Origin of the sequence: Streptomyces sp. NPDC017529 (genome assembly GCF_044329785.1) — a bacterium.
Classification (GTDB): Bacteria; Actinomycetota; Actinomycetes; order Streptomycetales; family Streptomycetaceae; genus Streptomyces.
The window spans coordinates 441,692-467,685 of record NZ_JBIRJY010000001.1 but is presented as its reverse complement, the minus strand read 5'-3'; the positions used below and the strand labels follow the sequence as shown (position 1 = coordinate 467,685).

The window sequence follows — 25,994 nt, the reverse complement described above, 5'->3', positions numbered from 1 at the left end:
GTGCCAGGCGCGCCCCTGCGCGTCACGAATAGCGGGTGACCAGGCCGCGGCGGCGGAAGGCGGCCAGCATGCGGCCCAGGAAGAACAGGGCCAGGACCAGCAGTGCGGCGGTGCCCAGCATGGCCACGGCGAGTTCGTGCCACGGTGTGGGCCCGCCCGCCGCCAGGGCCCGGCCGGCCGCGAAGACGTGCGTGGTGGGCAGCGCCTCGGCGACCGGCCGCAGCGGCGCGGGAAGCGTGTCGACCGGGTAGAAGACGCCGGACAGCGGCATCACCACCGAGAGCCCGCCCCAGACCAGCGCCTCCGCCCCGCTGCCGTAGCGCAGGACCAGGCCGACCACCGCGAGGGCCACCGCCCAGCCGCAGAGCAGCAGCAGCGCCGCGACGGGGATCAGCCCGAGACCCAGCGACGTCACGTCGAAGGCGTACGCGCCATAGGCCAGCGCGGCCACCACGAGCGCGCTCAGCGCCGTGCGGACCAGGGCGAACAGGCCCACCCCCGCCAGGTACTCCCAGCCGCGCAGCGGCGTGCTGAGCAGCCCGACCACGTTGCGTGACCAGGTCTCCTCCAGGAACCCGGTGGCCAGGGAGATCTGCGTCTGGTGGACCAGATGCCACAGGACGGTGCCGCTGAGCAGGAAGACCGCGAGCGTCGGCCCGGTACCGAGGCCAGCGGCCTGGTCCGCGCCCGCCCCGCCGCCGGCCGCCTTCGCGGCGAACAGGCCGATGGAGCCGTACAGCAGCGTGTCGACGACCGGCCAGACCAGGACGTCGAAGATCCGGTGCGGGCTGCGGCGCAGCACCAGCCAGTGCCTGCGGGCGACGGCGCGTACCCGGTGCGCACTGGCCGCGACGGGCCCGTGCAGGTCGTACGCTTCGGTGGCGTTCATCCGGCACCGGCCCCCGCCCGGTCCCGGCCGTCGCGGACCCGGTCGCGCTCGCGGTCGCGCTCCTCCGCGAGGTGCAGGAAGACCCCCTCCAGGTCGCGCTGCGCGAACTGCCGCGCCACCTCCTCCGGCGTGCCGTCGGCGGTCACCCGCCCGGCCGCGAGGAAGACCACCCGCTCGCACAGCCGCTCCACCTCGACCATGTCGTGGCTGGTGACCAGCAGCGCGGTGCCGTGCCGCGCGCACAGGTCCAGGAGCCCGGTCCGTACGCGCAGGGCGATGTCCGGGTCCAGGGCCGCGGTGGGCTCGTCCAGGACGAGGAGCCGGGGTGTGTGCAGGGCCGCCTTGGCGATGCCGACCAGCGTCCGCTGCCCGCTGGAGAGTTCCGTGCCGATGGCGGTGGCCAGGTGGCCGATGCCGAAGTGGTCCAGGGCGCGCGCCACCGCCGCGCGCGGGGCGCGCAGCCCGTACAGATCCGCGTACAGCCGCAGGTACTCGTGCACCCGCAGCCGGTCGGGGAGCGGGAGGTAGCCGGCCGCGAAGCCGACGCCGCGCATCGCGGCGGCACGCCGGGCGGGCAGCCGGTGGCCGAGCACGTGCACACTGCCGCCGTCCGGCTCCACCGCGCCCAGGCACATCAGCAGAGTGGTGGTCTTGCCCGCGCCGTTGGGCCCGAGCAGGCCGACCCGCTCGCCCTCGTGCACGGTCAGCCGTACGCCGTCGACGACCCGGCCGCGCCGGTAGTCCTTGACCAGACCGCGCGCCTGGAGGACGGGCTCGCTCACGCGCCCTCCCCGGCCGGCTGCGGGCGGTGGGCCGGCGACCAGACGCGTTCGGCCCGCAGCGGCCCGCCGCGGGCCAGCAGGCTCCCGTGGTCGGCGGCCAGCGGGGCGAGCTGCGACCCGTAGCAGAGCACCGCCGCGCGCTTGCGGGCCCACTGCTCGTCGGTGAGGACGAGGTCGTGCGCGACGCCGAGGGTGTAGCGGGCCAGCAGGTCCCGGTACGCGGGACCGTAGGCCGGGTTCGCGCTGAGCGCGCGGTCGGCGTCCGGGGTGCCCCACTCGGGCAGGTGGCCGGTGTACGGGAGGTCGGCGTACAGCAGGGGCAGCGGCGCGCCGAGACCGGCGAGGACGCGCAGGGCGCGGTCGCGGACCCGTTCGTGGTCGGGCTGGTTGGTCCCGATGGGCAGCAGGACGAGCGGGAGCGGGGCCGGCAGCCCGGACAAGCAGGCGTCGATGCCGGTCAGTTCCCCGCCGTCTCCGTACGGGCCGTCGGGGTGGTCCAGTACGGCCTGGGAGACGCCGAGCAGCTCGGCGGCCCGCGCGTCCTCCGCGAGCCGGGCGCGGTGCGCCTCAGCGGCCGTCGAGAAACCGCAGGTGCTGTCCCACCAGGAGACCGGGGGATCGCCCGCGGGGGCGCCGCCGAAGACGGTCACCACGGTCACCGGGGCGGGAAGCAGGGGTATGAGACCCGCGAGGGAGAGGGCGGCGTCGTCGAAGTGCGGGGAGAGGATGACGGTGCGCGGCGGGGGAGGCGTCATGCGGGGGTCCTTAGTGCCGGGGGCGGTGCGGACACGCGCCGGGGCGTGCCGAGTACGGGGGCGAGGGCCGCGTCCCAGGCGGCGTCGTCGCCCTGCCAGCGGCCGGGGGCCGCGGCGGCGGTGGCCCAGGTGATGCCGGGGCCGAGCGCGGCGGCGTCGGGCGGCGTGGTGCGGCGCACCCAGTGCAGGGCGAACCGGTGGCCCGGGTGCTGCGCAGCGATCACCGCGCGCAGGCGGCGCAGGTCGGCGGCGGTCAGCTCGTCCCAGGCGTCGTGATGGACGTACAGCACGCGGGCGGGGGAGCGGGCGAGGGACCGCCAGCGTGCCGCCAGCGCGGCGAACTTGGCCCGCACCTTGGGGAACTGGTCGTCGATGTCCTGCTGGGTGAGCGGGGCGCCGGCACCGGCCGCCGGGTGGAACTCGTGGTAGAAGCGGATGTCGGAGCCGCGGTCCAGGGCGCACCGGCCCTCGTCGAACGGCTCGGCCAGGCCCGGCCGCAGCACGTTGCGGAAGTCCTCCGCCACGGCTTCCACGACCGACTCGAAGTCCAGGTCGAGCCAGTCGAAGAAGTGGGCGCGCCCGACGCCCGTGAAGCGCCGGATCTGGTACGTGGACTCGCAGTGGTAGCCGAGCCCCACGCAGCTGTCGTACACGCCGGTACCCCCTCGTCCGTGCCGTGGCCGTCCTCCCGTGTGCCCGGTGCCGCGCCGGGGCGGGCCGCCGTTCACGTGCGCAGCGGACCGCGCCAGACGCGGCCGCTCAGGTACTCCGCCGCCGCGACGGCGTTGGCCAGCCCGGCGCCGCGGGTGAACAGCGTCGCCGGGGCGTCGCCGGGCAGCGGCCCGTTCGGCGCCAGGCCCATGTCCACGGTGACCAGGTCGGGGCGCCGGTCGCGCAGCGCCCGCAGGACCGCGAGCTGCCAGGGGTCGCGCGCCGCGTCCCGTACGACCACGGCGAGCGGTCCCGCACCGTCCGGCGAGAGGACCGCCGCGGGGTCGGTGCCCGGCTCGACGTCCGTGGCAGAGGCGAGCGCGCCGAGGCCCAGGAGCGGGGTGCGCAGCCCCCAAGGCGCCTCGCCGACCGCCAGGTTGGCGACGGTGGCCAGCCGTACGGTGTGCAGCGGGCGGCCGCCGGCGGGCCGGGGCACGCGGTGCGCCCACAGGGCCCGGCGGGCGGCGGCCAGGCCGACGGGCGGCGACGGCTCGTCCGCCGCCGGCCCGCCCGCTTCCCCGGCGCGTCGGCCCGGGTCGGCCCAGGCGCGCAGCGACGCGACCCGGCAGGCCGCCTCCGCCACCCGCTCCAACGTGAGCGTGCCCCGGTCCAGCGCCTCTTGGACGGCGTCGTGGATCTCGGGCAGCAGCTTCTCGCCGTCGGTCGCCCCGAGGACCACGAGGTCGGCGCCGGCGGCCAGCGCGGCCACCGCCGCGCCGCCGTACCCCCAGCGCCGGACGACCGGGGCCATCTCCAGCGCGTCGGTCATCACCACGCCCCGGTAGCCGAGCCGTTCGCGCAGCAGGCCGGTGACGATCCGCCGGCTCAGCGTCGCGGGCAGGCCGTCCAGCCGGGAGAGCCGGATGTGGCCGGTCATCACGGCCTTGGCGCCGGCCGCGATGCCGGCACGGAACGGCGGCAGGTCCACCGCGTCGAGGGACGCCGCGTCGCGGTCGATGTCCGGCAGCGCGGAGTGCGAGTCGGTACGGGTGTCGCCGTGCCCGGGGAAGTGCTTCACGGTGGCGGCGACGCCGAGTTCCTGCACGCCCCGGACGTATGCAGCGGTGTGCCGCGCCACGAGGTCCGGGCGGTCGCCGAAGGAGCGGACGCCGATGATGGGGTTGTCGGGCCGGGAGTTGACGTCCGCGCACGGGGCCAGGCAGAGGTTGACGCCCTCGGCCCGCAGGTCGCGGGCGATCGCCGCGCCCACCTCCCGCGTGAGCCCGGTGTCGTCGACCGCGCCCAGCGCGTGGCTGCCCGGGTAGACGCTGCCGCGCCGGTAGTCGAGCCGGGTCACGTCACCGCCCTCCTCGTCCAGCGCGATCAGCAGGTCCGGGCGTACGGCGCGCAGCGGTCCGGTGACCTCCTCGCGCAGGGACCCGGCGCCCGGGGGGAAGTTGGTGCCGAACAGGCCGACGCCCGCCAGGCCCGCTTCCGCCGCGCGCAGGATCCAGTCGGCGGGCGAGCGACCTGCGTAGGCCGGCAGCAGGCAGGCGTTGACCAGGGAGATGTCGGCGCGCATGGCGGAGCCTTCCGGTACGGGAGGTACGGGGAGAAGGTGGGGCGGCCGGGCCGCGGCAGTCGGCGGCGCGGCGGGGTCAGGCGCCGGCGCGCCGCAGCACCAGCCCGACGCTGCCGCGCTTGCTCAGGTACGCGCGGCCGCCGCAGACCGGCTCCACCCGGGGCGCGACGAGCCGGGTCTCTTCCACTGTCCGCCATGCCGCGGACCCGGCGAGCCACGGGCGTAGCCGCGTGCGGATCGCCTCCGGCTCCAGGGCGACGAAGAGCAGGTCGGTGGGCAGGTCGTCGAGCAGCGTCAAGTCCTGCCCGTAGTAGAGCATTTCGACCAGCAGGTAGGCGGCGCCCGCCGGGCCGTCCTTGGCCAGGCCCGCCAGGTCGTCGGAGCGGACCTGCACGGAACCGCTGCCGGCCTGGGCGGTGGCGAGCCGCGCGCGGAAGTGCGGGTTGGGTTCGGTGGCGTGGACGCAGAAGCCGTCCGCTGCGAGCCGGGAGGTCAACGCGCCCTCGCAGGCGCCCACTTCGACCAGGGGCCCCCGTTCGGGCGGACAGTGGCGCCGCACCCAGGCAGCGGTCGTGTCCAGGCGCCGCGCCTCGTACGGCGAGGTGGCGAACTCCCACGGGTCGGCGACCGCGGCGGCCTCGTCGCCGAGGCTGGCGAGCAGCGCGAAGAGCCGCTCGCGTTCGCCGGGGTCGGCGGCGAAGAACCGTTCGACGGCGGGGATGCGCGGCGTCTGCACCACGAACTCCGGCGAGGAGGTGTCCAGGAGCGCGGCGCACGCGTCGTTGGCGAAGTCCAGCTTGGCGGCGACCTGTGCCCGTCCGAGGGGGCGGTCGAGGTCGCTGACGAACTGGAGGTAGGGGGAGTAGCCGACGGCGTGCCGCACGGTCAGCAGCGGCGTGGCGGTCGCGCCGGCGGATCGCGCCAACCCGGCGCAGGCGATGGCGGTGTCCCGGCCGACGCGGCCGCGGCTGCGCCGGTTGTCGGCCGGCGAGTGGGTCCACACGCGTGCGGAGCGGCCGTCGGCGGCCCTGCGTACCAGGTCGGCGAGGGCTTCGGGGCCCGGCGAGGCGGCGTCGTCCGTGCCGGACCGTACGTGCGGTGCGAGCAGGGCGAGCCGTTCGGCCGGGGTCGCGTCGGCGGGCAGGGGGAGGACGGTGCCCCGGTCGGCGAGGACCACGGTGGCCGGGCCGCCGCCGGGGTCGGGGTCGAGGAGGACGGAGAGGAAGTCGAGGACGGCGTCCTCGACCCGGAGTACGACCACGATTTCGATCATGGACCGGTCCCAGGTGCGGAGCTGGCGGGGGAGCGAAGCGGGGGATGCGAGGACTGCGGTGGGTGGCGCGCCGTTCGCAAGGACCCTAACCGCCGCCGTCGGCGTGGTCCAGACCAATCTGGTTGAGGTGTGCATTCCGGCCGCGACCGTGGCCGGAAAGGGCCGGTCCGGGCGCCCGTGCACCCGGACCGTGACGGACGGGCTAAGGAACCACCGTCACCGGCCAGCGGCCCGCCTTGACCAGCCGCACCGCCACCGACCCCATGATCCGGTGCCCAGCGGACTCCGAGGCCCCCACCACCACGGCGTCCGCCGTCAGCTCGTCGGCCATCCGCACCATGCCGCTGTACGGGTCGCCGCGCAGTGTGTGGAACTCCCAGCGCACGTCGTACATCCCCTGCACGCGCTCCGTCGCCTCGCGGATCTCCGCCATCAGCTCCTCGGCGACCTCGCTCGTGGCGTCCACGACCGGCGCCCCCATGGCCGCCCCGGCCGGCAGCACCGGCTGGACGTACACCAGGGCCAGCATGGAACCCTGCCGGCGGGCCAGCCCCGCCGCGTAGGCGGCGGCGCGCCACGACGAATCCGAGCCGTCGACGCCGACGACGATGACCTTCGGGCCGTCCGTACCGCGCTCGAAAGGCGCGGGCGTGTTCTCCTCCACATGAGGAGGTTATCGGGCGCCTCCTGCCGCGCCCCGGCAGGGCTCCGCCGGGGCGCGCACCCCCGGTGGCGCGGTGCGGCCGCGTCCCTCACGAACCCGGGCCGTCGCCGCGCACCGGGAGCACCGGCCGCCACGGCGCGAAGGCGCTCGCGTCGCGCGGCAGCATCGCGGCCAGCTCGGGGCAGTGCCGCAGGATGACCGAGTTCATGCCGCCGCGGGCGATCCAGTCCATACCGAGCGGCGTGTACAGCTCGGGCCGGAAGTCGACGGTCAGGAACCGGTCGGACTGGATACGGCGGGTCGCCATCAGGATGAAGATCCTGAAGGCGGTGTCGCTGAACCCGAAGCCCTTCGGCGGGTTCTCGGCGAACAGCCCCACCATCGTGTCGATCTCGTCGACGTTGCGGTACACCTCCTTGAGCCGCGCCACCGTCTCCGGATCGGAGCTGATGTCCTCGAAGCGGCCCACCCGCGGCTTGCGCAGCCCCGCACGGAAGTCGTTGTAGCGCGGCACCCCGCGCCGCCGGGTCCGTACGAGGTCGACCACCGACAGGTCGATGATCTCCCCGTCCCGTTCGAAGCGGGTCAGCGCCTGCGGGTAGTTGTGCAGGGTGATCGCGCCCGGGTGGGCGATGCCGAACGAGTACAGGGTGTCGGTCAGCCCGGTCTTGCGGGCCACCGCCTCGGCCGCCACGCCCTGGATGCCGTCGAACGTGACGCTCTCCACGCGCTGCCCGAAGCGGTGCTCGCGCAGCTCGTAGTCGTCCGGGATCAGCGGGTGCATCCGGTAGACGGTGACGAAGTCCTCGGTCAGCGAGTACGGCACCTTGTGGTGGTCGGGCAGGGTCTCGGGGATGCCGCGCAGGGCGTGCGATTCGACCAGCCACAGCCCCAGCTTGCTCAGCCACTTGTCCGGCGGGCCCTGCCAGTTGGTCTTCAGCCCGACGTCGATGGCCTCGGTGGCCAGGATCGCCGGAGTCCACTCCACCGTGTGGATCTTCGCGATCAGCGCCGAGACGATCAGCCGGGCGGTGTGGTAGATCCGGTCCTGGCTCATGGTGGGGTACTCGGCGTGCAGCGCGTCGCACAGCGCGTTGTGCTCCCGGGCGAAGAGCGTGTGCATCACGCTCAGGCCCAGCCACCAGTTCTCGTTGAAGCCGGTCAGCGGGATGCCGCCGGCGCCGACCGGCAGGTGGCCGTCCTCCAGGCGCAGCTTCGCGCCGTCCGGCTCGCGCAGCGAGCGCGCGGTGGCCTCGTCGCCGCCGTACACCTCCGAGCCGTCCCACCACGGCGAGGTGGTGTTGGTGAACAGCAGCGGCGGCTCGCCCGGCCGCTCGATGCCGATGTTCTCGGCGAACCGCATCACGTCCTCGGGCGGCCCGCCGGGCCTGTTCGTCCAGGCGCTGCCGGGCGGCATCGGGACCTCCACCGACCGCTCGCCGGTCTGGTACCGCCGGTGGTTGACCCAGTCGTGCACCTGGAACTGGATCCACGCCGCGGCGAGGATGTTCAGCGAGGACGCGGGCCGGAACGCCGTACGGTGCAGCAGCTCGCGCGCCGTGGTGACCGGGTTCGGCACGTCGTCCAGGTCCGGCCGGTACACCGGCTGGAGGTTGCGGCCGAAGGTGGAGCCGATCGCGCCCATCCGGGGCTCCGACAGGTCGGTGGAGGAGCCGTCGTACGTACGGGCCGTCCGCGCGCCCTCGTCCACCGTCTCCGGCACCGGCACGGCCCGCGGCGGCGCCTCCGGGACCTCGGTGTCGATGAGGTTGAAGCGGCGCAGCGCCTGCCGCAGCGCCACCAGGTTGAGCAGGCTCAGGTCCAGCGGCAGCTTGTGCCAGGGCACATACCGGTTGACGGCGCGGAAGGCGGCCCGCATGGGCACGCCGACGACGGTGTTGCGCAGCGGCTCCCCGGTGCGGAACCGGGTGCCGAGCCGGTGCCCGGCGCTCGCCCGGTACGCGGCCTTGCGCGCCCGGTTGAGGTTGCCCAGCGGGCGGAAGTCGTCCGTGGTGTGCCACGGGTTGAACGCCTGCGCCTCCACCCGGCGGGCCGCCGAGCGGGCCTCGGCGGTGGTCACGTCCTGCCGGGGGATCGTCAGCCGCCCGACCGGGACCACCGGCGCGTCCGCCTCCCGCCACTGCGCCGCGCCGTCCTCGACCGGGGTGCACTTCTCGTTCACGAAACGCTGTACGCACAGGTCGAACTCGACGTCCGCCAGCGCCAGCCGCCCCGCCAGCTCGTGGCGCAGCAGGTCCGGGTCGTGCCGGTCGGGAGGCGGCGCGGGCGTGCCGCCGGGCGTGGGCCGCAGCTGGTAGCGGACCGGACCGGCCTCGCCCCACAGCACCGCGCCGCGGCTCCAGTACGTCTCGCGCGCCAGCGAGCCGACCGCGTGCCGGGAGGCGGCCCGCACGTTGCGGCGCATCCGTGCGGCCGTGCTCCAGCCCACCGCCAGCGGCAGCTTCACCAGCAGCCCGAACGCCTTCTGCAGGGTGTTGCCGGCCCCCGCCATCGCCTTGGCGAACGCCACGAACTCCCGTGCGTCACGCGCGTGCGACACCGGGAAGTTGGTCGCCAGCAGGTCGTGCGTCTCCTCCGCCGACACCTCGACGCGCACGGCGATCCCGCGCAGGTCGGGCGCGATGTCCGGCTGTGCCGTACCGCTCGCGTTCGACAGCCGCACCGTCGCGGGGTACTCCGCGCCCGGCTGTGCGAACCCGGAGGCCAGCGCCGCGGGCAGCTCGTCGTCGAAGCGCAGCCGGGCGTTCTCCACGCCCAGCGCGGCCTTGGCGTGGAAGGCCCGTTCGACGCCCGCCGCCCCGCTGCTCTTCCTGTTCTTCAGCTGCACCCGCATCAACTGCCGCGCCAGCTCCTCGAAGACCACCCGCTCCGCCTCCGGGCTGCCGCCTTCGTACGTCTCGTACTGCGTGTGACTCACGGTGTCGGCCATGGCAGGACACCCTCCGTACGGAACAAGGGCGCTTGACGTTACTCGCCCCGCTGCCCGCCCGACAGGGTTCGTTTCGGGCGGATTCGTGGATCTTTGGGGTAAGTGGCGGACGGGCCGTCAGGAGTCCCCGGCCGGCGCCGGCGGCCACACCCCCGGGGCCAGGACGCCCAGGACGTACGCCTTGGCGACCAGGGCGGCGCGGCCCTGGACGCGCCAGCGGCGGGAGAGGCGGGTGAGGTGGTAGTTGACTCCGTCGACGGTGAGGCCGAGCCGGCCGCCGATGGTGGCGGTGGTGGCGCCGGACGCGGCCAGCGCGAGGATGCGGGTCTCGACGGGGCTGGCCGCCGCACGGGCCGGGGCCGCGGCGGGCGGCGCGTCGTCGTGGACGCGGAGCAGAGCCAGCAGGGCGGGCGGGTACTCCGACGGGTCGCCGACGGGATCGACCGTCAACTCGCCTTCCCGCTCCGTGCCGTCCGTGCCGACCCGCCAGCGCACCCCGACCGGGTACCGGGACCTGCGGCCCCGGCGCAGCGCGTCGACCAGGCGGTCCACCTGCGCCTGGGAGCGGGGGCGGAAGAGGTCCAGCAGGTTGCGGCCGCGCAGCCGGCCGGGGGCCGCGCCCCACTCGGCGGCCATCGCCGGATTGGCGATCAGCACGTCGCCGTACACCGTGCACACCGCGACCGGCACGGGAATGCGGTCCAGCAGGATCAGGAAGTGGTTGTGCCAGGAGCCCGTCTCGTACGGGCCCGCCGGGCCGCCCGCCGTCGTCTCGTCCATTGCTCCTTCTCCGGTCAGGCCGCAAGAGCGGACAGCGAAAAACCACTGCACAATCATGCAGTTACCCGGCGTCGCACGGTACACCGGGCGGGTCACGCTTGAGTCATGACCGAGACGATCACGTGCGAGGCGGCCGACGCGGCCGAGCGCCTTCCCGAGGAGGTGCCGGTCGTCGACGTGTCGGCCACCGGCCTCAGCTCCACACCCCTCCAGCAGGCCATGGACCTGGCCCGCGAGCACGGCCCGGTGTTCCGGCGGCGGCTGCACGACCACGAGGCGATGTTCGTCTCCTCGCTGGAACTGGTCACCGAGCTGGCCGACGAGGAACGCTTCGCCAAGGGCATCGCGGTCGCGCTGGAAAACGTCCGCGAGTTCGCCGGCGACGGCCTGTTCACCGCGTACAACGACGAACCGAACTGGGCCAAGGCGCACGACATCCTCATGCCCGCCTTCGCGCTCGGCTCGATGCGCACCTACCACCCCGCGATGCTGAAGGTGGCGCGCCGGGTGCTCGCCGCCTGGGACCGCCGCGCGGCCGACGGGACACCCGCCGACGTCCCCGACGACATGACCAGGATGACGCTGGACACCATCGGCCTGGCCGGCTTCGGCTTCGACTTCGAGTCGTTCTCCCGCGACACCACGCACCCCTTCGTCGAGGCGATGGTCCGCTGCCTGGAGTGGAGCATGAAGCGCCTGGGCCGCAAGCCGGACGGCGACTACACCGAGCAGGACGCCGCCTTCCGGGCCGACGCCGACTACCTCGCCTCGGTCGTGGACGAGGTCATCGCCTCCCGCACGGGCGAGGACGGCGGCGCGCACGAGGGCTTCGACGACCTGCTCGGCCTGATGCTCGGCGCCACCCACCCCGCCGACGGCACCACGCTCGACCTGGCCAACATCCGCAACCAGGTCATCACCTTCCTCATCGCCGGCCACGAGACGACCTCGGGCGCCCTGTCCTTCGCCCTCTACCACCTGGCCAAGGACCCGGTCGCGCTGCGCCTGGCCCAGCGCGAGGCGGACGAGCTGTGGGGCGACGACACCGACCCCGACCCGTCCTTCGAGGACGTCGGCCGGCTGCCCTTCACCCGCCAGGTCCTCAACGAGGCGCTGCGCCTGTGGCCCACCGCCGCCGCCTTCTCCCGCCAGGCCCGTACGGACACCCTGCTCGGCGGCCGCTACCCGGTGAAGGCGGGCCAGCTGGTCACCGTCCTGACGCCGATGCTGCACCGCGACCCGGCCTGGGGCGACAACCCGGAGCTGTTCGACCCCACGCGGTTCGCGCCGGACGCCGAGGCGGCCCGCTCCCCGCACGCGTACAAGCCCTTCGGCACCGGCGAACGCGCCTGCATCGGGAGGCAGTTCGCGCTCCACGAGGCGACGATGCTGCTCGCCATGCTGGTGCACCGCTACCGTCTCATCGACCACGCGGACTACCAGCTGCACGTCAAGGAGACGCTGACCCTCAAGCCGGACGGCTTCACGCTCACCCTCGCCAGGCGCACGGCCGCCGACCGGGCGGCTCTGCGCGCGGCGCTGGCGGTACTGCCCGGCGGCGCGGCGGAACAGGACGGCACGCGGCCCGGCACGGACGACGGCCTGCCCACGCGGGTCCGTCAGGACACCGCCCTGCTCCTCCTCCACGGCACCAACTACGGCACCTGCCGCGACTTCGCCGAGCGCATCGCCGACGAGGCCGCCGGCCTCGGCTTCACCACCGAGGTGGCCCCGCTGGACGACGCGGCGGACGCGCTCCCCACGGACCGTCCGGTCGTCATCGTCGCCGCCTCCTACAACGGCCAGCCGACGGACGACGCGGCGCGCTTCGTAAAGTGGCTGGAGAGCGCACAGGCGCGGGCCGAGGGCGTGCCGTACGCGGTCCTCGGGGTCGGCGACCGCAACTGGGCCGCCACGTACCAGCGCGTGCCGACCGTAGTGGACGAGCGCCTCGCCGCCCTCGGCGCCGAGCGGCTCCTCCCACGCGGCGAGGCCGACGCGTCCGGCGACCTGAACGGTGCCGTCAAGGCGTTCACGGCCGCGCTCCGCACCGAACTGCTCGTACGGTACGGCGACCCGGCGACGATCGGCGCGAACGCCGCGGCCGACGCCACGGACACGTCCTACACCGTCCGCGAGGTCTCCGGCAGCCCCCTGGACGCCCTCGCCGGCCGCCACGGCCTCCGGCCGATGACCGTCACCGAGGCGTACGACCTCACCGCCCCCGGCCACCCCCGCGTCAAGCGCTTCCTGCGCCTCGCCCTGCCCGACGGCGTCACCTACCGCACCGCCGACCACCTCGCCGTACTCCCGGCGAACGGCCCCGCGGCGGTCGAGCGCGCGGCACGGGTACTGGGCGTGGACCTCGACACCGTCCTCGACATTCGCGCGGGCGCCGGGCGCCCGAGCCGCGACACCCTGCCCGTCGACCGTCCGCTGACCGTACGGCAACTGCTCACCCACCACGTGGAGCTGGCCGCGCGGCCGACCCCCGAGCAGCTCACGGCCCTCGCCGCCCACAACCACTGCCCGCCCGAGCGCGCCGCCCTCCAGGCGCTCGCCGACGACGACACCCGCAGCGTCATCGACCTCGTCGAGGCGTACCCGGCACTGCGCGGCGCACTGCCCTGGCCGGTCCTCCTCGACCTGCTCCCCGCGCTGCGCATCCGCCACTACTCCCTGTCCTCCTCGCCCGCCGCCGACCCGCACCACGCCGACCTGATGGTCTCCCTGCTCCCCGGCGGCACCGGCTCCGGCCACCTGCACACCCTGGCGCCCGGCGACACCGTCCTGGCCCGGGTCCAGCCCTGCCGGGAGGCGTTCCGCATCGACCCGGCCGACCCGGCACCGGTCATCCTGGTCGCGGCCGGCACCGGTCTGGCCCCCTTCCGCGGCGCCGTCGCCGACCGCCTGGCCGCCCTCACCGACGGCCAACTGCCGCCCGCCCTCCTCTACTTCGGCTGCGACGCCCCCGACGCCGACTACCTGCACGCCGACGAACTACGAGCGGCCGAGACCGCCGGCGCGATCTCGCTCCGCCCGGCATTCAGCACCCGCCCCGAAAACAACTGCCGCTACGTCCAGCACCGCATCACCGCCGAGGCCGACGAGGTCGGAGCACTGCTGGACGCCGGGGCCCGGGTATACGTCTGCGGCGACGGCAGCCGCATGGCACCGGGCGTCCGGTCAGCCTTCCGCGAGCTGCACACGGCCCGCACCGGCGCCACCGACGAACAGGCCGAGACCTGGCTCCGCGACCTGACGGCCGCCGGCCGCTACATAGAAGACGTGTACGCGGCAGGCTGACCGCCGACACCACCCTGCGACCTGCGCCCCACCCCTGCCGCACCGGCAGAGGGTGGGGCGGGCGAGCAGGTTCCTCAGGTGCCGAAATGGTCTCGGTCGAGGTCGATGGCATTGCCCGATGCGGCAGCTTCGCGTGGCGAGGTGCGGCTGAGTTCTCCGAACTGCGTATGCTTCCGTGCGCCCCTCCGCACCGGTGCCGGTGCTGGTCTGCTCTTGATTCCTTTCCGCGGAACAGGGCATCCCTCTACTGCCACGAACAGGCCCGCAGGGACATGAAGGAGGTACCTCGTGCGCGGACTCCGTATGGAAATTCTGGCCGACGACGGTAAGCACGCCGGCCCGCCGAGCGACAAGCCCTGGACACCGCCGCCGGACCCGCCGTCCCCGGACGGTAACGGCAAGGTGCTCATGGATGAAGAACTGAACCTGTGATGCCCCTTCAGCCGCGAGTTCACGAAGGCCAGGCCGCGCTGGTCGGCAAGGTGGCCGCGGGCGGCCTGCTCGTGCCGCCGTGGCGGGAGATCTGGGAACGCGTCCCCCGCGAGCACTGGCTGCCGGAGCAGGTCTGGGTCCAGCGGCCGGACCGGTGCGAGCCGGTGACCGACGCGGACACGCGGTACCGGTTGATCTACAGTGACTCGCCGGTGGTGACCCAGGTGGACGACGGCCGGACCGATGGGCCGGGCGTGGCCAGCTCCTCCAACTCCATGCCGTCCATGGTCGCGAAGATGCTCGGCCTGCTCGACCTCCGGGACGGGATGACGGCTCTGGAGATCGGAACGGCCACCGGGGACGTGGCGTCGAAGCTGTGTCTGCGCATCGGTGACGCGAACGTCACGTCGGTCGAGATCGACGGGACCCTGGCGGCGCGGGCCCGGGAGAACCTTGCGCGGGCCGGCCTGGCGCCTGCCGTGCACGTCGCGGACGGCGCGGCCGGGTGGGCGCCGGGTGCGCCGTACGACCGCGTCATCGCGACGTGCGCGCTGCGTACGGTCCCGGCCGCGCTCCTGCGCCAGCTGCGGCCGGGCGGTGTCCTGGTCGCCCCGCTGGTGCGCGACTTCTCTTCCGGGCTGTTGGCGCAGTTCGTCAAGGACGCCGCGACCGGGGTCGTCACGGGCTCCTTCCGCGGTGGTGCCTCGTACATGCCGATGCGTGCCCACCGGTCCACGGCGTCGTCGGCCGTGGACGGAACCACGCCACAGCGCTGTCACGAGCTGCTCGACGGGCAGCTGGACGGCTTGTCGGGCCTGGCCTTCGGGCTGTACGCCGGTGCCCGACTGCCGGGGGTACACATGACCGGGTCGTCCGACCGGCTCTTTCTCTGGGACGGGGCCGGATCGGGGGTTCTGGCCGAGGAGGGCTGGGCTGCGGTCTACGGCCGCGGCCGCGACCTGTGGCAGGAGCTTCTGGAGGTCCGGCGGGAGTACGTCGCGGCCGGCCGGCCGCCGCTCGGCGACTTCGGGACGACGCTCACCGAAGACGGGGAGCTTCGGATCTGGCTGCGCACGCCGGACGCCGTGATCGGGCCTGCGCGCGTCGTTCCCGCGCTGCGGCCCTGACCGGTCCGGCGGCGCGGGCTCCGGGAGCCGGCCCCGCGCACGGGTCTGGCTCCCGTCGTCCGCCGGCGGCAGTCTGGACGGTGGCGGGGCGGGGCTCCGCGCCGCGGCCGGCGATTCACCTGGGGGGACGCCATGACCCATGCTCTGATCATCGGTGGTGGCATCGCGGGAGCGGTGACCGCGATGGCCTTGCAGAAGGCGGGCATCGACGCGGAGGTCTTCGAGGCGTACCCGTCCGGCGCCGACGACGTCGGTGCCTTCCTCGTCGTCTTCGCCAACGGGCTGGAGGCGCTGCGCGTGATCGGCGCCCACGGTACGGTCGTGGCCAACTCCTTCCCCGCCGAGCGGGTGGAGTTCCTCAGCGGTACGGGCAAGCGGCTCGGCGAACGTCCGCTGGCGGGTTCCGCCGGCGGGGCGGGCATGGGCCCCCGTACGCTCACCCGTGCCACGCTCTACCGCGTACTGCACGACGAGGCGCGCCGCCGCGGGATACCCGTGCGGCACGGCAAGCGGCTGGTCGCTGCCGAGACCGTCAGCGACCGGCGGGTGGTGGCCTCCTTCGCGGACGGCAGCCGTGCCGAGGGCGACCTGCTGATCGGCGCGGACGGCATCCACTCGGTCGTCCGCAAGATGATCGACGCGGCGGCGCCCCGCCCCCGCTACACCGGCCAGAACACCGTCTGCGGCTACACCCGGGACGTCGAGCCGCCGTCCGCGCCCGACACCTACACCATGATCTACGGTAAGCGGATCTTCTTCGGCTGCACCACGGCGCCGGACGGCGAGGTGTGGTGGTTCGCCGACGCGCCGGGCCCCGAGCGGTCCCGCCGGGACCTGGCCGCCGTCACCGCCGAGCAGTGGCGGCAGCGTGTCGCCGCGCTCCTGGAAGGCGACCGCGGCCCGGCCGCCGGCGTCGTCCGCGCCACCGGCGACCACATCGTCGGCTCCCATGCCTACGACCTCGCGACCACCCCGCGGTGGTACTCCGACACCATGGTGATCATCGGCGACGCGGCGCACGCCGCCGCGCCCAACGCGGCCCAGGGCGCCTCGATGGCGATCGAGGACGGCGTGGTCCTGGCCAAGTGCCTGCGCGACCGGCACGAGCCCCGGTGGGCCTTCGCCGCGTACGAGGAACTGCGCCGCGCCAGGGTGGAACGGGTGGTCGCGCACAGCGCCCTCATGGCCCGCCGGGCGGCACCGGGTACGCTGCGGCGGGTGGTGCGCGACGTGATGCTGCCGCGCAGCGTCGCACGCGGCGGCGACGGCGCCGACACGTGGCTCACCGGCTACCGCGTCGAGTGGTGAGTGCCGGTGGCCGGCGCGTTCGAGTCGGTCCGCGCGCCCGTGAGCCGAGGAGGGAAGAAGGCCGGTGACAGGTCTCGCGGGGCTTCTGCGGACGGGAGGACTGGGTGCGGCCGCACCCGGAGTGCACTACCGCGACGTGGTGGCCCGCTGGGGCGGGCCGGACGCGTTCGCCAGTGAGGCCCCGGATCCGGTCTACTGCCTGTACGGCGATCTGGAGTTGGGGTTCACCGGCGGAGGAAGACTTTGGCATCTGCAGGTCGAGTCCGATGGCGGCGTCGTCTCCCTCCCCAGCGCACCGGGGCGGCGCAGGCGTGAACCCGTTCCGGCGTTCGACCGGACGGTCGCCGCGTTGGCCGAAGACGGCTACCGGATCACCGAGTGCGCGCCTTTCGATCCGGAGGAGGTCTGGCATCGCGTCGACCGTTCCGGAGTGCTGTTCCGCTGGGACGCGGAGGGCGGCCCCATGAGGATTCACAGCACAGCCGTGGAACTCTAGCCGCGCCCGCTCGCCTGTCGCTCGTCGGCGGCCCGTAGCTGGACGATCACCAGTGCGACGCCCGCCACCACGAAGTTCCGCGTGGCGGCTTCCAGTCCGTTCCAGCTCTGTGACTGCCACATGGCGAACCACTCGCCGCCGACGGCTATGAAGCCCGCGCCGAAGAGCAGCAGCACCATCAGCAGGCCGATGGTGCTCCAGCGCCGCGCGCCGGTGTATCCGGCGCCCCGGCGCAGTTCCCGTGCCCACCGCGCGGTTGCCGCGACGAGGACCAGTGCCGCGACCGTTTCCCAGATGACGATCAGGACGTATGCGGTGTTCTGGAGCGTGCGCGACTCGATGGCGCGCCACATCAGGTCGGGGTCCTTGAAGGTGGTGTCCATGGCCAGGACGTGCTGGACGAACGCCTGGTTGGTGCCGAAGTCGGTGATGTTGCCGAACGCGACGAGCGCCATGTAGAGCGCGACCGTGCCGGTGAGCACGGTCGCCGCGAGCGGAAGGGCCTGCGACGGTCTGGTGGCGGGCATTCCCGGTCCCCCTGGTTTCCCTGGCCTGCGGTGGAGTGCTGACCCGGGCACTCTAGAGGCGCCGTCAACCGGATGGCAGGGCCGCCGTCGCCACCAGGACCGTGCGCGCGGGCACGGCGCAGACGCCTCCGGCCTTGAGAGTGGCCGAAGACGCAGGGGCGCCGTCGGGCGCCGTGGTGTCCAGTACCACCTGGTACACCGCGCCGATCCGGCCGGGAACCGGGAAGTCCAGCGCGTCCGCGCCGGAGTTGAGCAGCGCCAGGAGGTCGGTGTCCGGTGCCGCCGCGCGGTCCCCGGCGAGCAGGAAGGCCAGGAAGCGGGTGGCCGGGTCCTGCCAGCGGGCCGGGGTCATCGGGCGGCCCTCGCGGTCGTACCAGGCGATGTCCGGGGGGTCGCCGGAGCCGGTCAGGAAGGTGGTGCGCTGGAGGACGGGGTGCGCGCGCTGGAGGGCGACGGCGCGGCGTACGAAGTCGGTGAGCGGGGTGGGGGACGACCAGTCGTACCAGCTCGTGGCGTTGTCCTGGCAGTAGGCGTTGTTGTTGCCGCCCTGCGTACGGCCCAGTTCGTCGCCGCCGTACAGCATGGTGCAGCCCTGGGAGAGGAGGAGGGTGGCGAGCATGTTGCGGCGCTGGCGTTCGCGTACGGAGGTGATGGCCGGGTCCCGTGTGGGGCCTTCCGTGCCGTGGTTGGCCGAGCGGTTGTCGTCCGTGCCGTCCCGGTTGTCCTCGCCGTTGGCCTCGTTGTGTTTGCGCGCGTACGTCACCAGGTCGGTCAGGGTCATGCCGTCGTGGCAGGTGACGAAGTTGATGGAGGCGTCGGGGCCGCGCCGCTCGGGGGCGTACAGGTCGGCGGAGCCGGCGATCCGGCTCGCCAGGTCGCCGACGGCCGGACGGCCCCGCCAGAAGTCGCGCACGGTGTCGCGGTAGCGGTCGTTCCACTCGTTCCAGCCGGGCGGGAACCGGCCCACCTGGTAGCTGTCGGGCGCGCCCACGTCCCACGGCTCGGCGATCAGCTTGACGCGGCTGACGACCGGGTCCTGGTAGAGCAGGTCGAAGAAGGCGGCGAGGTGGTCGACGTAGCCGTACTGGCGGGCCAGCGTCGCGGCGAGGTCGAAGCGGAAGCCGTCCACGCGCATCTCGGTGACCCAGTAGCGCAGCGAGTCCATGATCAGGCGCAGCACTTCGGGGCGGCCGGCGTTGAGGGTGTTGCGGGTGCCGGTGGTGTCGGTGTAGCGGGACGGGTCGGCGGGGTCGAGCCGGTAGTAGATCTCGTTGGCCAGACCGCGGAAGCTCAGGGTGGGGTCGTCGGGCGGGCCCTCGGCGGTGTGGTTGTAGACGACGTCGAGGATCACTTCGATGCCGGCCGCGTGCAGGGCCTTGACCATCGCCTTGAACTCGGTGATCTGGCCGCCTTCGTGGCCCGCCGAGCTGTACGCGGCGTGCGGCGCGAAGAAGCCGATGCTGGAGTAGCCCCAGTAGTTGGTCAGGCCGCGGTCGAGGAGGAACGGCTCGGGGAGGAACTGGTGCACCGGCATCAGTTCGACGGCTGTCACGCCGAGGCGGTTCAGGTGCTCGGTGACGGCGGGGTGCGCCAGTCCGGCGTACGTGCCGCGCAGCGGCGGGGGTACGCCGGGATGCCGTGCGGTCAGGCCCTTGACGTGCGTCTCGTACAGGAACGTCCGCGACCACGGGTGGCGCGGCGCCCGGTCGTCGCCCCAGTCGAACGCCGGGTCGGCGACCAGCGGCAGGAGTGCCCGTTCGCCGACCGGCTTCAGGATCTTCGCGTACGGGTCGAGCAGCCGTACGGACGGGTCGAAGCGCAGGCCGCGCCCGGGTGCGAACGGGCCGTGCGCACGGTAGCCGTAGCCCTGGCCGGGGCGTGCGCCGGGCACGTACGTGTGCCAGATGTCGCAGTCCACCGCCATCGGGACCCGCCGCTCGCCGCCCTCGCCGAGCAGGCACAGCTCGACCGAGCCGCCGTACGCGCCCGCGGAGGAGTACACGGCGAAGGAGGTGCCCGAGCCGTCCCAGTGGGCGCCGAGGCGGTACGGATCACCGGGTACCGGAGAGGTGGCCATCAGTCGTAACCGCCGAACATGAAGAGGGAAGCCCGCTGGTCGGCGGGGTTCATCAGCCCGTGCAGGTTGCCGCCTTTGAGGAGGGCGAGGTGGCCGGCGGGCAGCCGCCGCAGCTCGAAGGAGCGCACCCGGCTGCCGGAGTCGGCCCAGTCGCCGGTCACCATCAGCCCGTCGCCCTCCAGCATCAGGAAGACCTCCTGGTTGTCGCGGTGCCGGTGCAGGCCGATGCCGCAGGCCGGGTCCAGGACGTGCAGGTCCATGTAGGTGACGGCGAGGAAGGGCTCCACGTCACCGCTCGCGTGCCCCTTGTTGCCGTTCGCGTCGAGGTTGTACGGCTCCAGGCCGCGCCGCAGGTCGTTGCTGCCCGCCCAACGGCCGTACTCGCTGAACAGGGTGCGGAATTCGAGGAATCCGACACCGCCGTGCGGGTTGGCGCTGGTGCCCACGCCGAGGTAGTTCTCCCAACCGCGGATCTTCATCTCGAAGCCCAGGCGGGCCGATCCGGAGGGCGGGTCGGCCGGTCCGGCGCCGTCGGGGCTCGCGGTCCAGCGCACGTCGACGTAGCAGGGGAGTACGGGGTGCATGGCGTGCCGCGGGGCGACCAGGCGCAGGTCCTGGTTGGTCATCTGGTCGCGGAGGAAGTCCTGGCCCAGCCCGGTGACGATGTCGGGGCTCGGCTGGAGCAGCCCGGAGTCCAGCGCTGTCCGGCCGCGTGGGCCGAGGAGGTCGCGCAGCCCGTCGCCGACCCGGCCCCACAGCTCGACGGTGTAGAAGTCCGTCTCCTCGTCGTACGGCACCCGGACCGGCACCGGCCGGCTGCCCTGGACGGAGAGCACACAGCCGATGGCGTCGCCGAGCTGGCCCGCCTCGCGCCACAGCGCGGAGTCCGGGCCGCCCCGGTAGGAGAGCTGGAGGAACGGCCCGCGCCAGTCGCCGACCTCGGCCCAGCCGCGCACCGCCCGGGTGTCGGCGAGGGTGAAGTCGCGGACGTTCTGCTTCTGGAAGTCGGTCTTGTCGTCCTGCTGCATCGGGTCCAGCTGGTCCTGGTTGGGGGAGGAGGGGCCGTACAACTGGAGCGTGCGCAGCGGGTAGAGGTACTGGAGCGAACCGGGCTCGTACAGTTCGCGTTCGGCGGCGAAGCGGGTGCGCTCGACCAGGCCCAGCAGCTTCAGCAGCGGGTTGTCCTCCGCGTAGTCCGGGGGTTTGACCGGGTCGACGCGGAAGACCGAGTCGGTGTGCACGATCTTGGGCATCGCGGGACCGCCTCAGGTGGTGTGGTAGAGGAACGCGACGAACTTCAGCGGCTCGGTGCCCGGGTTGCGGATGCCGTGCACGCCGCCGCTCTTGGTGTAGAGCACGCTGCCCGGTTTGACCGGCAGCTCCCGGCACTTGACCGAACCGATGCCGAAGACGGGCCGCTCGACCAGCGGGTAGGCGGCGGTCGTCGGGTCGTCGCCGTCGCTCAGGTACGCGGTGCCGGTGCCGGAGACGACGTAGTACAGCTCCTCCGAGCCGATGTGCCGGTGGGCGCCCTCCACCGCGCCGGGCGGCACCGTCACCTCGTGGAAGAACACCAGGTCGCTGCCGAGTTCCCGCTGGAAGAGCCAGCGCATCTGCACGATGTTGTCGTCCCCGCGCTCCGGGTTGCCCTCGTCGGTCATGGCGTTGCGGTAGTTGACCGGCTGTATCCGCGAGGCGTCGGGGATGAAGAAGCCGCGCTGGAAGTCGAGGAGGTAGTTGCTGTCGGAGACGGTGTTGCGGGGGTCGCTGGGCTCCTGGGTGCGTGGTTCCTGGTGGGAGCGGAGATACGCGTTGTCCCACTGCGGGTTGCCCAGCCGCTGGCCCGTCGGGTACAGCACGCCGTCCTCGCGGAAGGCCATCGCCACCTCGGAGACCGAGCCGAGCAGCGGGGACAGCTGCGGCACCCGCGTGATCGGCGCGCCGCGGCCCATCAGGGGCAGTACCCGGTGGTCGTGCGCGGTGCCGTCCGGCGGCTCCAGGGTCTCCCAGATCTCCGCGGCGTACGCGCCGATCACCGGGTCCCAGTGCAGGGTGACGATCGCCTCGGCGGAGTCCGCCGGGTCCTCGCCGGTGACCTTCAGCCACGCCTTCGTACGCGGCCCCAGGCGCCGGTTGAACTCCCTGGCCTGCTCGACGAGGCGGATGCCGGAGTACTCGATGCGCAGCATCGGGCACAGTTTGGCGCCGCCGAGGAAGACGTCGCCCTTGATGGCGGTGCCGTCCGCCGAGCCGCGCACCTCGGCGACGTAGTAGCGGTAGCGGGAGGAGCGTGTCGCGTTCAAGTAGCGGGCGTGGTAGATGCGGTCGGGGTAGAAGACGACGCGGAAGATCTCGTTCTCGGGGTGGGTGTGGACCTCGTCGAAGCGGCTGTCCATGTCACGGCCTCCCGACCCGGTCCAGCAGCACGTCGCCGACGCGGAAGGAGTTGGCCTCGATGGTCAGCGTCGGGTTGGCGCTGCCCGAGGTCGGCAGGAACGCCCCGTCGGTGACGTAGAGGTTGTCGAAGTTCCAGGCCCGGCAGTCGGGGTCGAGGACGGAGTCCGCCGCGTCGGCGCCGAACCTGGCGCCGCCCAGTACGTGGTTGGCGATCCGGACCACCGAACCGCCCACCGACCCCGAACTGACGTCGCGGACGTCGCCGCCGCGCACCAGGATCTGCCGGCACTGCTCGGCGAGGGTGTCCATCAGCGCCCGGTCGTGCGGGTGCCAGGTCTTGATGATGTACGCGACCGGGCGGCCCCACTTGTCCTTGACGCTCGGGTGCAGCTCGATGCGGTTGTCGCGCTGCGGCACCTGGTTGGCCATGAACGCCACCGACAGGCGCCGCCCGAAGCTGTCCTCCAGGTAGTCCTCGAAGCCGTTGCCGACGATGCCGGTGTCGTAGAGGTAGCCCTTCCACATGTCGTCCATGTCCATCGCGTGCCAGGTGCGGGCGAGCGAGATGGGCAGGGCGCCGTCGGAGGTGTTGTTGTAGATCACGCCGCCCGCCCACAGGCCCTGGGCGCGGAACCACTCGGGGCGCGCGCAGTGGTCGGTGGCCCAGTCCGAGTCCAGCGTCTTTGTCTTGTCCGCGCGGCCCGGCACGATGCACTGCGCGCCGCCGAAGCAGTGCGTCAGGAAGTAGGTGCCCAGCAGGCCGTTGGCGTTGACGCGCTTGTCGAAGGCCGGGTCGAGCAGCGCGGACAGCTTCAGCAGCCGTACGGACTCGATCGCGGAGCAGGCGACGACGACGGTGCCGGCGGCGATCGTACGCGGCCGCCCGCCCGGGTCGCGGTAGTGCACCTTCGTCACGCGCGGGCCGTCCGCCTCCAGGTGGGTGACGATGCAGTTGGCCCGCAGGTCCAGGACGCCGCTGCCGTCGCCGTCGCGCAGCGGCGCCAGCAGCGAGACCCACGTGTTGGACTTCAGGCCCAGCGGGTCGCCGTAGCGGTTGACGAACGCCGTCTTGATGGTGTCGGTGTCGGCGGGCACCGCACGGCCGCTGGGCGCGTGGTCGCGGGTGATCACCGCGAGTGGGGTGCGGTAGCGGCGCATGCCGAGCGCGTCCATGCCGGCGGCCGCGTACGCGCTGATCGGGTTGGGCTCCAGCGGTGGCTGGTAGCGGTCCTGGGACGGGACCTTGGCCTGGCCCTCCCAGGTTCCGTTGATGCCGACCAGCTCCTCGGCCTTGGTGTAGTACGGCTCCAGGGCGGCGTAGTCCAGCGGCCAGTCGCGGGCTTCCCTGCGGACGTCGCCGCCCGGGTCGTCGCGCAGGTCGTCCCGTGCCGCGTTGAGAGTGGCCAGCCGCAGGTCCTCGGGGGTGAACCTGGGGGAGACGCCGCCGTACAACTGCGTGCCGCCGCCCACCACTTGGGCCGTGTAGCCCTCGATGGTGACGCGGTCCCTGCCGTCGCTGCCGCGGTAGACGTGCGGCTCGTCGTTCAGGTCGGGCTCCACGTGGCTGGAGAAGTAGGTCTCCCCGGTGTTGGCCACGCCCTGCACGGTGATGCGCTTCTCCGAGCCGGTCGCGAAGGACTCGTCGCGCTTGAAGTCAGACAGCCCGGTGGGGCTCTGCGCCTGGGTGCGCAGCAGCGGCCCCTTCTCCAGCATCACGACCCGGTGGCCGGCCCGTACCAGCGTGTGGGCGAGCGGCGAGCCGCCCGCGCCGCTGCCGATGACGACGATCGCGGCACTCTCCCCGTCCATGCCGTCCCCCACTCAGCCCCGGTAGTCGGTGTTGTGTCCCAGCGGTGACTCCATCGCCCGCCGCCAGTCGAAGAGCGTGCCGTCCGCCGCGTCCCGGAACCTGCTCTCCAGGTACATCCAGCCCGCCGCGCCGGAATTCCCGCCGTGTTTCGGGTGGACGAAGGCGCCGGTCAGCGCGTGCCGCCGCAGGAGTAGCAGGAAGAATCGCGGACTTCCGTAACGGGAGTAGTCCCAGCCGTCCACCTTTTCGGTTTCCATCTGCCGGTAGAGATCCGCGTACATTTCCGGCGGTGCGGCCGCCGGGTCGAGCCCGCCGAAACGGGACCGCATGATTTCGCCGATGATTTTGAGGCAGGTGTGGTAATCGTCGGCGTGATGCTGCTCCTGGCGGGCGACCAGTTTGTCGATGTAGTTGACCGTGCCCACTTCGTCGTCGAGCTGATAGGCCAGCGGGAATTCCTCGCCCCTGGCCGCCCGGTCCAGCGACTCGTACACGCCGCGTACGAAGCGCCGGTTCTCGTCGAGCCGGAAGGGCAGCAGGTGGCACACCAGCCGGCCCAGCAGGTCGCGTTCGGCGCGGCTGAAGGACAGCGGCACGGTGCAGGCGTCGGTGAAGAAGCGGGACCACGGCTCGCCGTTGTCCAGGACGGTGCGCTGCGGGTTGACCGGGTCGAGCAGGTACGCCCCGTCCACCGCGAACTTGTACGTGTGCACCTGGCCCTTGGGGACGCGCACGGTGGCGGCGCGGAACCCGGTCGGCTCGCCCGCGAACACCAGGGGGCGCAGCGGCACCGGCGAGTGCAGCGGTCCGAAGGTGCCCAGCACGGCCACCGAGGCGGGGGTGGTGCGGCGGCCGTCGTAGACGAAGGTCACGTCGTTGTACGGGTACGAACCGGCCGCCGACGTCCCGTCCCAGTGCGCGTCGACGACCGGGAAGCGCCACGCCTCGCAGATCGCCGCGCGGGCGTCACCGGCCGGGTACTGGCCGAAATCGTGGCGGGGCTCCGAACTGTCCCGGGCGAGATATTTGGTGCAGTGATTCAGAATGTACTGATCGTCTTTCTCGATGACCTCGATCTTCACCGCGCACCCCCGAGCCGTCTTGAGGTGCCATTGAAAGTATTGCGCGCGACGGGGGTTGTCCACGCCGTCGGCAGGCGCCGTATCGTGCTCGTATGCGCGCCGCTTGGTACGAGGAAAAGGGGCCGGCCACAGAGGTGTTGCGCGTGGGGGAGCTGCCCACTCCCGGCCCCGGCCCGGGGGAACTGCGCATCCGGTTGGCGTTCTCCGGGATCAACCCGGGGGACGTGAAGAAGCGGCAGGCCCGGCTGGGCGCCGCCGCGCCCGCCTACCCGCGGACCGTGCCGCACAGCGACGGGGCGGGGGTGGTGGACGCGGTCGGCGAGGGGGTGTCCGCCGCCTGGGTCGGCCGCCGCGCCTGGTGCTCGTACGCGCAGAGCTACCGGCCGTACGGGACCGCCGCCCAGTACACGGTCGTGCCGGAGGGCTGCGCCGGCGCCCTGCCGGACCAGGTCCCCGCCGAGCAGGGCGCCTGCCTGGGCATCCCCGGCATCACCGCGCACCGCGCGGTGTTCGCCGACGGCCCGGTGACCGGGCGGACGGTGCTGGTCGCGGGCGCGCTGGGCAGCGTCGGCCGCGCGGCGGCCGCCCTGGCGCGGCGCGGCGGCGCACGCGTGATCGGCACGGTCACCCGGCCCGGCCAGCTGGCCGCGCTGCGGGCGCTGGGCGTGGACGAGGCGGTGTGCGCGGGGGACGAGGCCCTGGACGCGGTGCTCGCGCTGACCGGCGGCCGCGGCGCCGACCGGGTCGTCGAGGTCGCCTTCGACGCCAACGCGGCGTGCGATGCGCGCCTGGTCGCCCCCGGCGGCACGATCGCCGCCTACGCGACCGGCGACCCCGCCCCCGTGCTGCCCTTCTGGCCGCTGGCCTTCAAGAACGTGACGCTGCGGCTGCTGGGCTACGACGACTTCCCCCGCGAGGTGGTACGCCTGGCCGTCGCCGACCTCACCGCCGCGGCCGCCGCGGCCGAGCTGCACTGGCCCGTCGCCGAGGTGTACCCCCTCGACGCGGTCGCCGCCGCGCACGAAGCCGTCGAACACCCGAAGGCGCCGGGCCGGGTGCTGCTCGCCCTGCCGGACTGAGCGGCCCCGGCGCGGCCACGGCGTCCG

21 protein-coding genes are annotated in these 25,994 nt (G+C 73.4%); 6 read left to right on the top strand and 15 right to left on the bottom strand.

The window, feature by feature from the left end:
* Window positions 1–22: 22 nt before the first annotated feature.
* The 9 genes from ACH4K4_RS01650 to ACH4K4_RS01610 form a co-directional block, all read right to left on the bottom strand.
* Window positions 23–889, bottom strand: coding sequence for an ABC transporter permease (locus ACH4K4_RS01650; RefSeq protein ID WP_398163998.1), 867 nt, complete (start codon window positions 887–889; stop codon window positions 23–25).
* A complete protein-coding gene (locus tag ACH4K4_RS01645; RefSeq protein ID WP_398163996.1) occupies window positions 886–1,671 on the bottom strand; it encodes an ABC transporter ATP-binding protein in 786 nt (261 codons plus the stop codon). Before ACH4K4_RS01645 ends, ACH4K4_RS01650 begins: the two co-directional genes overlap by 4 nt.
* A complete protein-coding gene (locus ACH4K4_RS01640) occupies window positions 1,668–2,426 on the bottom strand; it encodes a PIG-L deacetylase family protein (protein WP_398163994.1) in 759 nt (252 codons plus the stop codon). Before ACH4K4_RS01640 ends, ACH4K4_RS01645 begins: the two co-directional genes overlap by 4 nt.
* Window positions 2,423–3,079: a papain-like cysteine peptidase gene (locus ACH4K4_RS01635; RefSeq protein WP_398163992.1), complete on the bottom strand. Its 657-nt coding sequence runs from the start codon at window positions 3,077–3,079 to the stop codon at window positions 2,423–2,425. Before ACH4K4_RS01635 ends, ACH4K4_RS01640 begins: the two co-directional genes overlap by 4 nt.
* A gap of 71 nt (window positions 3,080–3,150) precedes the next feature.
* Window positions 3,151–4,659 carry a glycoside hydrolase family 3 protein gene (locus ACH4K4_RS01630; protein WP_398163991.1) on the bottom strand — a complete coding sequence of 503 codons (1,509 nt, stop codon included), beginning with the start codon at window positions 4,657–4,659 and terminating at the stop codon, window positions 3,151–3,153.
* A gap of 76 nt (window positions 4,660–4,735) precedes the next feature.
* Window positions 4,736–5,932, bottom strand: coding sequence for a hypothetical protein (locus ACH4K4_RS01625; protein ID WP_398163990.1), 1,197 nt, complete (start codon window positions 5,930–5,932; stop codon window positions 4,736–4,738).
* Window positions 5,933–6,134: 202 nt separating this feature from the next.
* Window positions 6,135–6,596 carry a universal stress protein gene (locus ACH4K4_RS01620; protein WP_360130397.1) on the bottom strand — a complete coding sequence of 154 codons (462 nt, stop codon included), beginning with the start codon at window positions 6,594–6,596 and terminating at the stop codon, window positions 6,135–6,137.
* Between the two features lie 88 nt (window positions 6,597–6,684).
* Entirely contained in the window at window positions 6,685–9,546 is a 2,862-nt protein-coding gene (locus ACH4K4_RS01615; RefSeq protein WP_398163989.1) for a peroxidase family protein, read from the bottom strand.
* Window positions 9,547–9,663: 117 nt separating this feature from the next.
* Window positions 9,664–10,326 (bottom strand): helix-turn-helix transcriptional regulator, encoded by a 663-nt coding sequence (locus ACH4K4_RS01610; RefSeq protein ID WP_398163988.1) that lies wholly within the window; start codon window positions 10,324–10,326, stop codon window positions 9,664–9,666.
* Window positions 10,327–10,431: 105 nt separating this feature from the next.
* On the opposite strand from ACH4K4_RS01610, the gene ACH4K4_RS01605 reads away from it, so the two are divergent.
* The 5 genes from ACH4K4_RS01605 (at window position 10,432) to ACH4K4_RS01585 (ending at window position 16,995) form a co-directional block, all read left to right on the top strand.
* On the top strand, window positions 10,432–13,632 hold the full coding sequence (locus tag ACH4K4_RS01605; protein WP_398163986.1) for a bifunctional cytochrome P450/NADPH--P450 reductase: 3,201 nt from the start codon (window positions 10,432–10,434) through the stop codon (window positions 13,630–13,632).
* Between the two features lie 288 nt (window positions 13,633–13,920).
* Window positions 13,921–14,064, top strand: coding sequence for a hypothetical protein (locus tag ACH4K4_RS01600; protein ID WP_398163984.1), 144 nt, complete (start codon window positions 13,921–13,923; stop codon window positions 14,062–14,064).
* Window positions 14,064–15,191, top strand: coding sequence for a methyltransferase domain-containing protein (locus tag ACH4K4_RS01595; protein WP_398163983.1), 1,128 nt, complete (start codon window positions 14,064–14,066; stop codon window positions 15,189–15,191). Before ACH4K4_RS01600 ends, ACH4K4_RS01595 begins: the two co-directional genes overlap by 1 nt.
* Before the next feature lie 132 nt (window positions 15,192–15,323).
* On the top strand, window positions 15,324–16,499 hold the full coding sequence (locus tag ACH4K4_RS01590) for an FAD-dependent monooxygenase (protein WP_398163982.1): 1,176 nt from the start codon (window positions 15,324–15,326) through the stop codon (window positions 16,497–16,499).
* A gap of 64 nt (window positions 16,500–16,563) precedes the next feature.
* Window positions 16,564–16,995, top strand: a complete 432-nt coding sequence (locus ACH4K4_RS01585) for a hypothetical protein (protein WP_398163981.1) — start codon at window positions 16,564–16,566, stop codon at window positions 16,993–16,995.
* Here ACH4K4_RS01585 and ACH4K4_RS01580 read toward each other — a convergent pair.
* The 6 genes from ACH4K4_RS01580 to ACH4K4_RS01555 form a co-directional block, all read right to left on the bottom strand.
* Window positions 16,992–17,522: a DUF2165 domain-containing protein gene (locus ACH4K4_RS01580; protein WP_398163980.1), complete on the bottom strand. Its 531-nt coding sequence runs from the start codon at window positions 17,520–17,522 to the stop codon at window positions 16,992–16,994. The genes ACH4K4_RS01585 and ACH4K4_RS01580 overlap by 4 nt on opposite strands.
* Before the next feature lie 64 nt (window positions 17,523–17,586).
* Window positions 17,587–19,599: a glycogen debranching protein GlgX gene (glgX, locus tag ACH4K4_RS01575; RefSeq protein WP_398163978.1), complete on the bottom strand. Its 2,013-nt coding sequence runs from the start codon at window positions 19,597–19,599 to the stop codon at window positions 17,587–17,589.
* The gene (locus tag ACH4K4_RS01570; protein ID WP_398163977.1) at window positions 19,599–20,852 is read right to left on the bottom strand and encodes a hypothetical protein; all 1,254 of its coding nucleotides are present in this window, start codon (window positions 20,850–20,852) and stop codon (window positions 19,599–19,601) included. Before ACH4K4_RS01570 ends, glgX begins: the two co-directional genes overlap by 1 nt.
* A 12-nt stretch (window positions 20,853–20,864) precedes the next feature.
* Window positions 20,865–21,995 (bottom strand): cupin domain-containing protein, encoded by a 1,131-nt coding sequence (locus tag ACH4K4_RS01565; protein ID WP_398163976.1) that lies wholly within the window; start codon window positions 21,993–21,995, stop codon window positions 20,865–20,867.
* A gap of 1 nt (window position 21,996) precedes the next feature.
* Complete coding sequence (locus tag ACH4K4_RS01560; protein WP_398163975.1) at window positions 21,997–23,805, bottom strand: GMC oxidoreductase; 1,809 nt, start codon at window positions 23,803–23,805, stop codon at window positions 21,997–21,999.
* A gap of 12 nt (window positions 23,806–23,817) precedes the next feature.
* Window positions 23,818–24,888: a gluconate 2-dehydrogenase subunit 3 family protein gene (locus tag ACH4K4_RS01555; RefSeq protein ID WP_398163973.1), complete on the bottom strand. Its 1,071-nt coding sequence runs from the start codon at window positions 24,886–24,888 to the stop codon at window positions 23,818–23,820.
* A gap of 92 nt (window positions 24,889–24,980) precedes the next feature.
* On the opposite strand from ACH4K4_RS01555, the gene ACH4K4_RS01550 reads away from it, so the two are divergent.
* The gene (locus ACH4K4_RS01550) at window positions 24,981–25,967 is read left to right on the top strand and encodes a zinc-binding dehydrogenase (protein ID WP_398163971.1); all 987 of its coding nucleotides are present in this window, start codon (window positions 24,981–24,983) and stop codon (window positions 25,965–25,967) included.
* Window positions 25,968–25,994 lie beyond the last annotated feature (27 nt).

Excerpts from the sequence above, each read along its gene's own strand:
- ACH4K4_RS01590 (WP_398163982.1), top strand. The coding sequence starts at position 15,324 with ATGACCCATGCTCTGATCATCGGTGGTGGCATCGCGGGAGCGGTGACC.
- ACH4K4_RS01595 (WP_398163983.1), top strand. The coding sequence starts at position 14,064 with ATGCCCCTTCAGCCGCGAGTTCACGAAGGCCAGGCCGCGCTGGTCGGC.
- ACH4K4_RS01615 (WP_398163989.1), bottom strand. The coding sequence starts at position 9,546 with ATGGCCGACACCGTGAGTCACACGCAGTACGAGACGTACGAAGGCGGC.
- ACH4K4_RS01640 (WP_398163994.1), bottom strand. The coding sequence starts at position 2,426 with ATGACGCCTCCCCCGCCGCGCACCGTCATCCTCTCCCCGCACTTCGAC.
- ACH4K4_RS01580 (WP_398163980.1), bottom strand. The coding sequence starts at position 17,522 with ATGCCCGCCACCAGACCGTCGCAGGCCCTTCCGCTCGCGGCGACCGTG.
- ACH4K4_RS01650 (WP_398163998.1), bottom strand. The coding sequence starts at position 889 with ATGAACGCCACCGAAGCGTACGACCTGCACGGGCCCGTCGCGGCCAGT.
- ACH4K4_RS01625 (WP_398163990.1), bottom strand. The coding sequence starts at position 5,932 with ATGATCGAAATCGTGGTCGTACTCCGGGTCGAGGACGCCGTCCTCGAC.
- ACH4K4_RS01550 (WP_398163971.1), top strand. The coding sequence starts at position 24,981 with ATGCGCGCCGCTTGGTACGAGGAAAAGGGGCCGGCCACAGAGGTGTTG.
- ACH4K4_RS01630 (WP_398163991.1), bottom strand. The coding sequence starts at position 4,659 with ATGCGCGCCGACATCTCCCTGGTCAACGCCTGCCTGCTGCCGGCCTAC.
- glgX (WP_398163978.1), bottom strand. The coding sequence starts at position 19,599 with ATGGCCACCTCTCCGGTACCCGGTGATCCGTACCGCCTCGGCGCCCAC.
- ACH4K4_RS01565 (WP_398163976.1), bottom strand. The coding sequence starts at position 21,995 with ATGGACAGCCGCTTCGACGAGGTCCACACCCACCCCGAGAACGAGATC.
- ACH4K4_RS01605 (WP_398163986.1), top strand. The coding sequence starts at position 10,432 with ATGACCGAGACGATCACGTGCGAGGCGGCCGACGCGGCCGAGCGCCTT.
- ACH4K4_RS01570 (WP_398163977.1), bottom strand. The coding sequence starts at position 20,852 with ATGCCCAAGATCGTGCACACCGACTCGGTCTTCCGCGTCGACCCGGTC.
- ACH4K4_RS01610 (WP_398163988.1), bottom strand. The coding sequence starts at position 10,326 with ATGGACGAGACGACGGCGGGCGGCCCGGCGGGCCCGTACGAGACGGGC.
- ACH4K4_RS01560 (WP_398163975.1), bottom strand. The coding sequence starts at position 23,805 with ATGGACGGGGAGAGTGCCGCGATCGTCGTCATCGGCAGCGGCGCGGGC.